This is a genomic window from Streptomonospora salina, assembly GCF_014204715.1.
Lineage (GTDB): Bacteria > Actinomycetota > Actinomycetes > Streptosporangiales > Streptosporangiaceae > Streptomonospora > Streptomonospora salina.
In genome coordinates this window covers 4,445,338-4,456,182 of sequence record NZ_JACHLY010000001.1, presented here as the reverse complement: position 1 = coordinate 4,456,182, position 10,845 = coordinate 4,445,338, and the positions used below count along the sequence as shown (strand labels likewise).

General features: G+C 65.7%; 12 protein-coding genes. 8 read left to right on the top strand and 4 right to left on the bottom strand.

The window, feature by feature from the left end; translation table 11 throughout:
- Positions 1 to 66: 66 nt before the first annotated feature.
- The 4 genes from HNR25_RS20160 to HNR25_RS20145 form a co-directional block, all read right to left on the bottom strand.
- On the bottom strand, positions 67 to 504 hold the full coding sequence (locus HNR25_RS20160; RefSeq protein ID WP_184638678.1) for a plasmid replication, integration and excision activator: 438 nt from the start codon (positions 502 to 504) through the stop codon (positions 67 to 69).
- A 121-nt stretch (positions 505 to 625) separates the two neighbouring features.
- Entirely contained in the window at positions 626 to 1,357 is a 732-nt protein-coding gene (locus HNR25_RS20155) for a GntR family transcriptional regulator (protein ID WP_184632732.1), read from the bottom strand.
- Between the two features lie 70 nt (positions 1,358 to 1,427).
- Positions 1,428 to 1,646, bottom strand: coding sequence for a hypothetical protein (locus tag HNR25_RS20150; protein ID WP_184632735.1), 219 nt, complete (start codon positions 1,644 to 1,646; stop codon positions 1,428 to 1,430).
- Positions 1,639 to 1,929: a hypothetical protein gene (locus tag HNR25_RS20145; RefSeq protein WP_184632737.1), complete on the bottom strand. Its 291-nt coding sequence runs from the start codon at positions 1,927 to 1,929 to the stop codon at positions 1,639 to 1,641. Before HNR25_RS20145 ends, HNR25_RS20150 begins: the two co-directional genes overlap by 8 nt.
- Positions 1,930 to 2,218: 289 nt before the next feature.
- Between HNR25_RS20145 and HNR25_RS20140 the strand changes: the two genes are divergently transcribed.
- The 8 genes from HNR25_RS20140 to HNR25_RS20110 all read left to right on the top strand — a co-directional run bounded on the left by HNR25_RS20140 (position 2,219) and on the right by HNR25_RS20110 (position 10,774).
- Positions 2,219 to 3,643 (top strand): helix-turn-helix domain-containing protein, encoded by a 1,425-nt coding sequence (locus HNR25_RS20140; RefSeq protein ID WP_184632739.1) that lies wholly within the window; start codon positions 2,219 to 2,221, stop codon positions 3,641 to 3,643.
- A complete protein-coding gene (locus HNR25_RS20135) occupies positions 3,640 to 4,179 on the top strand; it encodes a flavoprotein (RefSeq protein ID WP_184637684.1) in 540 nt (179 codons plus the stop codon). Before HNR25_RS20140 ends, HNR25_RS20135 begins: the two co-directional genes overlap by 4 nt.
- Before the next feature lie 144 nt (positions 4,180 to 4,323).
- Entirely contained in the window at positions 4,324 to 4,863 is a 540-nt protein-coding gene (locus tag HNR25_RS27270; RefSeq protein WP_512700819.1) for a KwaA family protein, read from the top strand.
- 47 nt (positions 4,864 to 4,910) lie between these two features.
- Complete coding sequence (locus HNR25_RS20130; protein WP_184637682.1) at positions 4,911 to 5,795, top strand: Kiwa anti-phage protein KwaB-like domain-containing protein; 885 nt, start codon at positions 4,911 to 4,913, stop codon at positions 5,793 to 5,795.
- Positions 5,796 to 6,466: 671 nt separating this feature from the next.
- On the top strand, positions 6,467 to 6,877 hold the full coding sequence (locus HNR25_RS20125) for a hypothetical protein (protein WP_184637680.1): 411 nt from the start codon (positions 6,467 to 6,469) through the stop codon (positions 6,875 to 6,877).
- A gap of 386 nt (positions 6,878 to 7,263) precedes the next feature.
- Positions 7,264 to 7,767: an adenylyltransferase/cytidyltransferase family protein gene (locus HNR25_RS20120; protein ID WP_184637678.1), complete on the top strand. Its 504-nt coding sequence runs from the start codon at positions 7,264 to 7,266 to the stop codon at positions 7,765 to 7,767.
- A gap of 206 nt (positions 7,768 to 7,973) precedes the next feature.
- A complete protein-coding gene (locus tag HNR25_RS20115) occupies positions 7,974 to 9,887 on the top strand; it encodes an ABC transporter ATP-binding protein (protein WP_184637676.1) in 1,914 nt (637 codons plus the stop codon).
- 245 nt (positions 9,888 to 10,132) lie between these two features.
- Positions 10,133 to 10,774 (top strand): TetR/AcrR family transcriptional regulator, encoded by a 642-nt coding sequence (locus HNR25_RS20110; RefSeq protein ID WP_184637674.1) that lies wholly within the window; start codon positions 10,133 to 10,135, stop codon positions 10,772 to 10,774.
- Positions 10,775 to 10,845: the final 71 nt, after the last annotated feature.

The window sequence follows — 10,845 nt, the reverse complement described above, 5'->3', positions numbered from 1 at the left end:
GAGGGTTGAAGGGGCGGCCGAAGGTGTTGGCGCACCAGGCCGCCCCGCTTGCGTTCAGCGGACTTCTCAGCCCGCGTCCTTGCCGCCGGAGCTACCGGCACCGGAGGCGGCACCGGCGGGAGCCTTGCGCGAGCCACCGCCGCCGGGCGTCTTCACCCCACGCGCGCGCAGCGAATAGGCCACGCGCGGGCGGCGGCCGGAGTCGTCGACGTAGGGCATGACGGACATCTGCTCGAACTCGACGGGCCGGAAGGGCAGGCCGGGCACCTCGTCGGGCAGGGTCGGGCAGTGCTCGGCGGCCACCTTCACCTTCACGCTCTTGGCCTTGCCGCGGGCTTCCGGATCGGCGTCGATCACATCCACCGCCCACAGCGGCAGGCCCGTGTTCTTGTCCATCTGCGGACGCTTGGTCTCGAAGTCGGTGATCGCTTCCACTCCGAGCGCGTAGGCGCCGTGCGGGAACACCGTCCCGAACTCCACCGGCAGCGCACCCTGAATCGCCATCATCCACCTCATGAACTATCAGACATACATTGAAACAAGATCTGACCTATCAGGTCATGCTGCGACTGTAGTCGCGCCAACCTGATAGGTCAACTCCGAATCAGCGAAGATTCTGACAGGATCAGTCGAGCGGATACACGTCGCGCAGCTCGTGGCGGTCACCAGGAAGAACGGCGTCGATGAGCTGGAGCGCGCGACCATCAGCGTCGTGGCCCGTGACCACGACGTTCAGCACCGGTGAGCCGGTCTGAATGGACAGCGCCGATGCCTCGTCCGACGACGCGGGACGCGCGATGATGCGCTCAACCGCGTGGTCGATCCGGACTTTCTTCCGCTCCAGCAGGTGACGGCGGATGCTGGATCCCAGGGGGTCCGGGGAGCTGAAGCGGGTACCGGCGGCCAGGTCAAGCGGGAACCAGGCCGAGACCAGCTCGTTGGGGCCGTCCTCCTCCTGAAGGACGTACTGCCGCAGGAACGCCTTGGCCGGCCGCTCCAGCTCCAGCAGGTTCGCCACGTGCTCAGGGGCGACGACGATCCCGGCTTGCAGCAGCTCCGCCGCCTGCGCGTCCTCGGCGCCTTCCAGGAGTTCGAGCCCCGGACGCGCGCGCTCTTCGGCTGCCCTGGGCGTCTTGCCCCGGACGTAGGAGCCGGATCCCGTCTGCGTGAAGATCAGGCCCTCTTCGCGGAGCAGGTCGAGAGCGCTGATCACGGTCGGACGAGAGACGCCGAACTCGCTCGCCAATCGCCCCTCGGAGGGAAGCGAGTCCCCCGGTTGGTAGGTACCGGAGGTGATGCGTTCGCGCAGCGTCCGCGCCACTCGCTCATACTTGCGCTCGCCGCCGTTGGCTGCCATCCGGTACCGTCCCATAGTTCTCAGGTGCTCTATCAACTCAGGTTAACAACTGAATCTGTAGTTGACAGCCCTATAGGCGGTTTTCTCCTGGGCAGTGGTGCTGCCGCAGCACGACGGACAGCTCCCGGCGCAGCGCCTTGGCGTTGGGCGCCATCACACGCAGCTCCCCGTGCCACGCGGCCCACCAGCCCCGAGGCAACTGGCAGAAGTCGCACATGGGGAACTCGCGCCGCAACTCCTGTTCAATCAGGTCCCGTATGCGTCCGATCTCGGCCCCGAGGTCACCCATCAATCCGCGCCCTCTCGGACGGGAGGTAAGCGCGAGCGGCCCGCGCGATCTCCGGCGCCTCGTCGGCGGACGCCCACGCCGAGGAGAGCAGGAAGTCACCGTTCCAGAGGAGTACTCGGCCACGGCTGTCGGCGGTGATCCAGACGGCCTCATCGGCACCGGGCACGCTCACCCGAAGCCCGGTGACACTCTCGATGAGGACGGCGTCCAGACCGTGCCATTCCAAACGGACCCGAAGCCCGTTCAGCACGGCCAGTTCATAGGCGAGGTTGCGATAGGCCATCACGCCGCCCCCTCCTGCGACATGATGGCCCGCTCTCCGGTCCCACCGCAGTGCCAGCACGCTTCACGGGTGCGGCCGTCCTGCGGTTGTCCGATGTCATCGGGCCGGGTCGACCGGCGGAAGCGCACCCAGCGCCAGCCAAGGCCCCGGCAGGAGTGGCACGTTGTCCCCGCTTTCGCGTCCATGGCGGTCACGATTCCGGTTGCGGTCACGTAAACCCATCCACACCGGCTATCCCAACTGGGGATAATGACCGTGGCCGAGCCACGCGAGTGATCGAGAGGCCGCGATGCCGCCCGGACGAGCACTTGATCCGATCGACATCCCCGCATGGGCATGGAGCCGGGAGGACACGCGGAGACTGCTGCAGGAGCGCGACATCGCCGGGTTGCTGCGCTTGGCTCAGCGGTACGGAGGCGCGAGTCAGACTCGCCTTGCCGCGGCGACGGGCATCGCTCAGGGCCGTGTCAGCGAGATCCTGAACGGACGCAAGCAGATCACGGCGCTCGACGTGATCGAGCGCATCGCCGACGGGCTCAACATGCCCGACTCCGCGCGCATGCTGTTCGGCCTGGCTCCACTGGACCTGACGATCCTCACCCAGCACCGCAGCGCCACCGCCGCCGCTGCCCCGCTCGTTCCCCCGCCTAGCGTGGAACCAGATGGGCAGCAGGAGGAGAGCGTGAAGCGTCGCGAATTCGTCGGACTGACCGGGGCGGCCCTGTTCGAGGCGGCCACCGGCCCCGCGATCGGGCTGGAGGACATCGCCAGCGCCCTCACCCGCTATGCGGGAGCGGCGACCGGCCAGCCGACACACCCGCCCGACCTCGCATCACTCACCAAGGCGGTGCACGCGGCCAAGGCCGGGTACCAGGCGTGCCACTACGGCGAAGTCGCCCGACGACTGCCGGCACTGCTGAACCGGCTGGACGCGGCGACACGGCAGTTCGACGGTGACAGTCTCCTCACCGCGCACTCGCTCAGGGCCGAGGCGTACCACGTGGCGGCCAGCGTCCTGCTGAAGTCCGACGAACGCGGGTTGGCCTGGCTTGCGGCCGACCGGAGTATGCAGGCGGCCGAGAACAGCGAGAACCCGGCCACCCTCGGAGCCAGCGCACGAATCGTCACCCGAGCATTGATGACCGACCGCCATTACGGCGCGGCGACCGAACTGGCGACCACGATGGCCGAACGCGTGGACACCACGGCCGAGGAGCCGACGGCGGATTCCGTCTCGGTCTACGGCGCATTGCTGCTAAGCGGAGCCGTCGCGGCGGCCAAACGCGAGAACCGCGGCCAGGCACGCGCCCTTCTGGACGAGGCGGAAGAGGCCGGCCGACGCTTGGGCGGCGATCACAACTACCAGTGGACGGCGTTCGGCCCCACCAACGTGCTCCTCCACCGTGTGAACACCGCCGTCGAGATGGGAGACGCGGGAAGCGCCATCGACCACGCGCGGCGGATCCGCCTGGACAACATCGACGTGACCGAACGCAAGGTCACCTTGTTCGTAGACGCGGCCCGCGCGTACAGCCAGTGGGGCAAGCTCGATCGAGCATTCGAGGCACTGGTCACGGCGGAGAACCTGGCCAGCGAAGAACTCAGCGCCCGCCCCTCCGTTCACACCCTGATCAACGACATCGGCACCCGCGCCACCGGACACCTGCGCGGCAACATCACCGACCTCGCGGAAAGAGTTGGCCTCACCCGATGAGCGACAAGAAGGTCCTCTACATCATCGTCTGCGCCGCCGGCCCCGCCGGAGATGTCTGGAACCTAATCGACATTGCTCAAGAGCACGAATGGACGGTTCAAGTCGTCTCTACTCCGAAAGCACTTTCGTTCCTCGACATCGCGGACTTGGAGACTCGGACAGGTCTCGCCGTTCGTAGCGAACACCGTTCCTCTCCTCAACCACGCAGCCCAAGAGCGGATGCCATAATAATCGCCCCAGCCAGCTTCAACAGCGTTAATAAGCTCGCAAACGGAATAGCTGATACCTATGCACTTGACATTGCAAACGAATGCATCGGACTCGGTGTTCCGACAACCATACTTCCGTATGTGAATACGGCATATGCCTCAAGGAAACCATTCCGAGAAAGCGTCCAAAAGCTACGAGAAGAAGGGGCTTCAGTCCTTATTTGCGATGATGGTTTCGTTCCCCACGAACCGGGAAGCGGATCGGAACCTCACGCTTCCTTCCCCTGGAGCCGAGCACTGCAGGAGATCGAAGCAAGAAAAGCTTAATCACCCGCTAGCGACCGATCACCTGATGACACGACACGCAACTTCCCTGCGGTCACTCAGTGTCCAACCTCTAACGTTGCTAGACCTCCGACTGTCACTGCCTCGTCGTACCATGAGGTTCCCGACAGTCGGAGGAGATGCACTTTGCCCGTAGTCGCCAGGCTCATACTCTTCCTTTCTTCTTATGCCCCACTGTTTGCACTCCTTGCGATTCGATTCCACACAAGCGAACCGCAATATAGCTTCGCCATTCTATCGACTAGTTATATCTCCCTAGGATGCATATGCTTATCCATAAGCGGCACTCTCGGACTAATCATTCTTTTCTTTCTGAATAGCGGAAATTCCCCCAGTCCGTTTGAAATAGCCTCCGCCCGTTCAGCAGGCTCCGAAGCTGGAACATATCTCGCTGCATACTTGCTACCATTTGTGGTCGTATCAGAACCAAGCGCACTGGACTTACTAGCTTATGCACTTTTTCTCCTCGTCGCAGCATCCGTGCACCTTCGTTCCAGCCTAGTGCAAATTAATCCCCTTCTGTACCTCATGGGCTACCACGTGATAGCTATAGATGACATCAATGGCATGTCTTGCTATCTTGTAACTCGGCGGACAGTGTCTGCGGGAGACGTGATACGAGCGACTAAGTTTGGAAACGAGATACTTATTGAAAGAACGAATTAAATAATGTCACCATAAATACTACCTATCCATTGAGAACGAGTTAAGCTATGACGATTGATACTTCGGGTGACGCTACGCTCATCGTTGCATGGCGCACTCCGAAACATGTACACGGCCGCACCATCCAATTTGGCAGCGACTTCGAAGATGCATTGCGGCGCTCTGCCGAAAAGAGTGTTCAAATCATTGACACCGGAGCCGGCAAGGCTTATGACCCCGATGACGAACAGGGCGAATCGAAGTACTTGACATTGAATCACGAAGAGCTTCAAGACACGGAAGTGATGAAAATCCTACGAAAAGGATCCTCTCTTTCCGATGCAAACCCAACAGAAGTAGAAAAGAAGAATATTGCATTTTATGCTCTGCTAATCGGAAACGATCCGAGGAATCGAAGTATCTTCATGCGCGCCAGAAACCCTATCAGGCTATCAGGAAAATTGGTAGGAATCCTGGAAAACTCCTTGAAGCGCGTTCGGAGCCCCGTATTTCAGTTCGATTCATACTGGGATGTCGTAATAACAAGCGAAAAAGTATGGACGTTCAATCAGGCTAATTTTGAACGCCTTTTCAAAGACACGGACGTGGTTCTCGCAAAAACCGATGAATGGGTTTCCAAACTCGCCACGTTCGTTCCCATTGCAGATTCTGATATTGAATCTTTTTCAGAGCGCATCCGATCTAATAGCACTCTCCGCCGCAAAGTCACGAGCATCCTAGCCAAACAGCATTTGGAAAGCATGACACCGGAGTCGCTCAGAGAGAGGATGCTGGCTCACGATCTCGACCCTGACCGACTGATGCCTAACGGATCGCTCTCCATAACAAAAGAAACTCAAAATGAGGTTCTCCAGTTTTTAAATGAGGATCTTTTTACGGGCGATTTTTCGGGAGAGCAGTACGCTGCTAGCCGCAAAGCACGCCGGTCCTAGAATATCTCCCTCCACATCTTGCCGAATTGGGCTGTATGGGATCAAGGCGACGGCGCTTCGCGCCGTCTTGGCCGGCTTCCGGGTGGGTGCTGGAGCTGCGGGCTGCCGCCCGGTCTCCAGCACCCACCCGGGCGCCGGGCAGACTTCGGTTGCTGTCGGCTGTCGCCGATCCAGCCGCTTCGGGACGCGCCGTCGCTCGGCGGTCGGTCTGCGACGCGCCACAGTCGGCTCTGAGCGTCCGCACTCGGGTTTCCGGCGTTCTCGGTCCCGAGGCACTCGATCGCGCGACTCTGCCTGTCTCACGGCCTGGCTCCAGCGCGATCGAGCACCTCGGACCGGGGCCGTGGTGACCACTCGCTGCGGTTGCCGAGTATCCACTCCGCCCCTCGATGGTTTCCCGGCGGGAGATGCACGCGCAGGGTCGGCCGACCGCGCCGCTACGGTTGGTTCATCCCCTCAGCCTGGTGGAGGTTCCTGTGTCCCCTCACTTCCGCCGCGCGCGATTCGCCTTGTTCTGCTGCGCCAACCCGCTCCTGACAAGCGCAGGTGTGGCTGTCCTCGTGTTCGCGCCCCTCGCTGTACTGAGTCACGGAGCAGACGAGAAGACGGCGCACGCATCGGCCGCGCAGGCACTCTGGGATTCATCGGCAGGTGCCGCGACTCTCGCGCTCATGTGCGGGTCTTTCGCCTACATCACCGTCTTCATGTGGCGGCAGGGCGCCGGCGTGGAGCGCCCTGTCTACACCTCGGTCATCCGCACTGCGGGGCGGGCGCTGAAGGAGGGAAAGCCCAGCCGCGACCCCCGGGCCAACGAAGCCGCTTCCCTGCTGCTGATTCCCACCGAGCCGTTCGGCCCTGGGTGGGGGCTGGGCGTTCTTGCGCTCGCTATGTTCGAGGGGGTGGCAACGTACTTCCTCATCGGCCAGGGTGAGCACCTGGGAGCGACCATGGGCGGGGCCGGCTGCGTCGTGTGCCTGGCGTTCGCAATCAGGTGCCTGACCGGCGTCCGGGGAGCACGCCGACGCTACCGGCGACTCGCGGATCTCCTCGGAGGGGCCCCGCACGCCGAATGGCTGAACTGATGCCGCTCGGTCTCCCGGCCGAGCCCGGCAGGAACGCCGGCGGATCCGTCCCCGGCACGTCGCGGCGGCCGCGGGGCCGCCGGATCCACTACACCGGCTTCGGCTCCGCCGTCGGAGCCGAAGCACTGACCGCCCGATTCCCTTCGCGCGGCGCGACCGCGACGAACCCGGCGACACCGGAGAGCAGAAGCAGCCGGGGCGGCGGTCTCGACCGCCGCTGCGCCAGTGACGACGGTTCCGGCCGGGACGGCCCGGTGTCCTCGCCCGCGGCCGAAGGCGGCCCCGCCGGTCGATCGGAGCGCCGCGTCGCGCGGATATGGTGTCTGTGCGGGCGGAGCCGGATGGGTAGCCGACCGAGGCAGGTGTGCCGGCTGTGAAGGTGAGCCATGACCAATCCTGATCCGCTGCAGGTGTCGGACCTGACCCTGCGCTGGCTCGTACGGCCGGAATCCGCGAGCGCACCCGTCGTGGTCACCGGCGCCTTCGACGTACTGCACGTGGGCCACGTGCGCTTCCTCGCGGATGTGCGCGACCGGCGTCCGGACCTGCCCGTAGTGGTGGGTGTCGAGTCCGACGAGCGCGTGCGCGGGTGGAAGGGCCCGACCCGACCCGTCAACCCCGAGGACGAGCGCGCGGAGATGCTCGCCGCTCTGCGCTGCGTCGACGGCGTGTTCGTCATCGCCGGTCCCGGCGATGTCACCGGCTGGGCGGCCTACGCCGACCTGCTGCGGCCGCTGGGCATCGCGGCGCTGGCCTTCACCGACGGCGATCCGCACACCGAGGCCAAGCGGCGCGGCGCCCACACGCTGGGGGCCGAGGCATGGGAGATGCCCATGACCCGGGGCCGTTCGACCAGCGCCGCGCTCGACCGCCTGACCAACTCGCTCTGACCGGCGGAGGCGGACCCGGCGGCGCCCTCCCCCGGGCCGCTGCCAGCCCGTCGGGCACCGGCCCGGTAGCCTCCCGGCGCCGCCGCTTCGGATCGGAGCAGGCGGGAAGCAGGCATGTATCAGCGGTGTTGACGCGTCCGTACGAACCCGCCCGCCGGCCGGAGCGCGGGCGTGTTCGACTCGGACGGATTGGAACGGGGTAGCCGATGATGATGGGCGGCGGGCCCGGCGGGCCCCCCATTTACCGGTCGCTGGTCAACGACGGCAGCGCCGCACGCAGCCGGTTGCCTCGTGGCACGCTCGGGCGCATCGTCGGCTACGCGAAGCCGCACTGGCGCTCGATCGTGTTCTTCGTGCTGGCGACCTCGGTCAGCTCCGGCATCGTGGTGGCCAACCCGCTGCTGCTCAAGGCCATCATCGATCGGGGTGTGGGCCAGGACGCCCCCGATCTGGTGGCCGGTCTGGCCGCTGCGGTGGCGCTGCTGGCGGTGTTCGAGGCGGCGCTGGGCCTGACGAGCCGCTGGCTGTCCTCACGCATCGGCGAGGGCGTCATCTACCTGCTGCGTACACAGGTCTTCCGGCATGTGCAGCGCATGCCGCTGGCGTTTTTCACCCGCACTCAGACCGGGTCCCTGATCAGCCGGCTCAACACCGACGTCGTGGGCGCCCAGCGGGCGATCACGTCGGTCCTGCAGTCGGTCGTGTCCAACCTGATCAGCACGGTGGCGGTGGTCACGACCATGGCGCTGCTGTCGTGGCAGATCACGCTGATCGCGCTCCTGCTGGTTCCGCTGTTCCTGCTTCCGGCGAAGTTCATCGGCCGCAAAGTCGCCGGGATCTCCCGCGACGGGATGGACTTGAACGCCGAGATGAGCTCGCTGATGACCGAGCGGTTCAACGTCGGCGGCGCGATGCTGGTCAAGCTGTACGGCCGCCCCGAGGAGGAGGCCGATCAGTTCTCCGAGCGGGCCGCCCGCGTCCGCGACGTCGGGATCTCCCAGGCGGTCTACGGCGGTCTGCTGTTCACCCTCATCGGGTTGATCACCTCGCTGGCCACGGCGGTCGTCTACGGTGTCGGCGGCACCCTGGTCATCGGCGGCGCGTTCGAGCTCGGCACGCTCGTAGCCATGACGACACTGCTCACGCGGTTGTACGCGCCCGTCACGGCGCTGTCGAACGTGCACGTGGAGATCATGACGGCGCTGGTCAGCTTCGACCGGGTGTTCGAGGTGCTCGACCTCACGCCGATGATCCAGGAGAAGCCCGACGCGCGAGACGTACCCGACGGGCCGCTGTCGGTGGAGATGGACGGGGTCTCCTTCCGCTACCCCACCGCCGACGAGTCCTCGCTGGCGTCGCTGGAGCTGACGCCCCAGGCCGAGAGCGCCGGCGACACCCAGGTGCTCAGCGACGTGTCCTTCACCGCCGAGCCCGGTCAGCTCGTCGCCCTGGTGGGCCCTTCGGGGGCGGGCAAGACGACGATGACCCACCTCGTCTCGCGGCTGTACGACCCGCTGCAGGGCGCGGTGCGCATCGGCGGCGTGGACCTGCGTGACGCCACCGACCGGTCGGTGCGCGGCACGGTGGGCGTGGTCACGCAGGACCCGCAGCTGTTCCACGACACCGTCGCCAACAACCTGCGCTACGCCCGCCCCGGCGCCGGCGACGACGAACTGCTGGAGGCTCTGCGGGCCGCCCAGCTGTCGGATCTGCTGGCCGACCTTCCCGACGGTCTGGAGACGATGGTCGGCGACCGCGGGTACCGCCTTTCGGGCGGCGAGAAGCAGCGCCTGGCGATCGCGCGGCTGCTGCTGAAGGAGCCCGCGGTCGTGGTGCTGGACGAGGCGACCGCACACCTGGACTCGGAGTCGGAGGCGGCGGTGCAGGAGGCGCTGCAGACGGCGCTGGCCGGGCGCACGTCGCTGGTGATCGCGCACCGCTTGGCGACGGTGCGCGAGGCCGACCAGATCCTGGTGCTGGAGGACGGCCGCATCCTGGAGCGCGGCACCCACGAGGATCTGCTGCGCGAGGGCGGTCTGTACACGGCGCTGTACCGCACGCAGTTCGCCGCGCAGGAGAAGGACGCCCCGGGGGCGCCCGCCGCCTCCTCGCGCCGGTGACGCTCGCGCCGGTGCCGGCCGCGTCTCAGCGCCCGAGGCCGCCGGGGACCCGGTGGCGGCCGCCACCGGTCCTCGGGGGGCGTCGGGCTCCCGGTGGCGGCGCAGCGCCGGGGCCTATGTGCCGGCCCTCCCCGCGGCCGGAGAGATACACGTCACGCATAAATTCACTTTGCGCATTTTTGCATCGAGTGCAATCATTGATGGAGACATACGGGGCAGACACGACACATGCACTGGGGTGACCGATGGGTCTGCGTGAGCGCAAGAAAGCGGCCACTCGGCGCACTCTGCAGCGGGCGGCCGTCCGGCTGGCGGTGGAGCACGGATCGGAGAACGTGACCGTCGACGACATCACCACAGCGGCCGACGTATCCAAGCGCACGTTCTTCAACTACTTTTCGAGCAAGGACGAGGCGATCGTCGGCGACGGGCCGCCGCGCCCCGACCAGGAGGCCCGCGAGGTCTTCGTCGCCCAAGGACCCACCGGCGACCTCCTGGACGACCTCAAAGTGTTCCTGCTCTCGCCGCTGGCCGGCCCCGGCTCCGACGACGAGGCCCCGAGCCAGCGGCTGGCCGACATCCGCGAACGCAAACGGCTCGTCCAGCAGGAACCGCAGCTCACGCCGCGGATCATGGCCACCTTCGCCGGGATAGAGCGCTACGTCGGGGACAGCGTGGCCGAGCGCCTGGGTGAGGACCCCGACGACATCCGCCCCCAGATCGTCGCGTCGCTGGGGATCACGGCCATGCGGTTCTCCATGCGCCGCCTGTACACCCACTCCGGCGACGACGGTTCCGCGGGCTCCCGCGACGACACGGCCGAGCTCCGCATGCTGTTCGACCAAGCCTTCGACGCGCTCCGGCGCACCTTCCACCCGGCCGCCTAGAACCGGCGCCGGCGCACACGCATCGGGCCGCCGGCCCCTCCCGTTTCCGGACGGGGGTACCGGCGGCACAC

Coding starts and splice junctions, on each gene's coding strand:
- HNR25_RS20135 (WP_184637684.1), top strand. CDS start 3,640: ATGAGCGACAAGAAGGTCCTCTACATCATCGTCTGCGCCGCCGGCCCC.
- HNR25_RS20150 (WP_184632735.1), bottom strand. CDS start 1,646: ATGGGTGACCTCGGGGCCGAGATCGGACGCATACGGGACCTGATTGAA.
- HNR25_RS20110 (WP_184637674.1), top strand. CDS start 10,133: ATGGGTCTGCGTGAGCGCAAGAAAGCGGCCACTCGGCGCACTCTGCAG.
- HNR25_RS20160 (WP_184638678.1), bottom strand. CDS start 504: ATGGCGATTCAGGGTGCGCTGCCGGTGGAGTTCGGGACGGTGTTCCCG.
- HNR25_RS20115 (WP_184637676.1), top strand. CDS start 7,974: ATGATGATGGGCGGCGGGCCCGGCGGGCCCCCCATTTACCGGTCGCTG.
- HNR25_RS20125 (WP_184637680.1), top strand. CDS start 6,467: ATGTGCGGGTCTTTCGCCTACATCACCGTCTTCATGTGGCGGCAGGGC.
- HNR25_RS20145 (WP_184632737.1), bottom strand. CDS start 1,929: ATGGCCTATCGCAACCTCGCCTATGAACTGGCCGTGCTGAACGGGCTT.
- HNR25_RS20140 (WP_184632739.1), top strand. CDS start 2,219: ATGCCGCCCGGACGAGCACTTGATCCGATCGACATCCCCGCATGGGCA.
- HNR25_RS20120 (WP_184637678.1), top strand. CDS start 7,264: ATGACCAATCCTGATCCGCTGCAGGTGTCGGACCTGACCCTGCGCTGG.
- HNR25_RS20155 (WP_184632732.1), bottom strand. CDS start 1,357: ATGGCAGCCAACGGCGGCGAGCGCAAGTATGAGCGAGTGGCGCGGACG.
- HNR25_RS20130 (WP_184637682.1), top strand. CDS start 4,911: ATGACGATTGATACTTCGGGTGACGCTACGCTCATCGTTGCATGGCGC.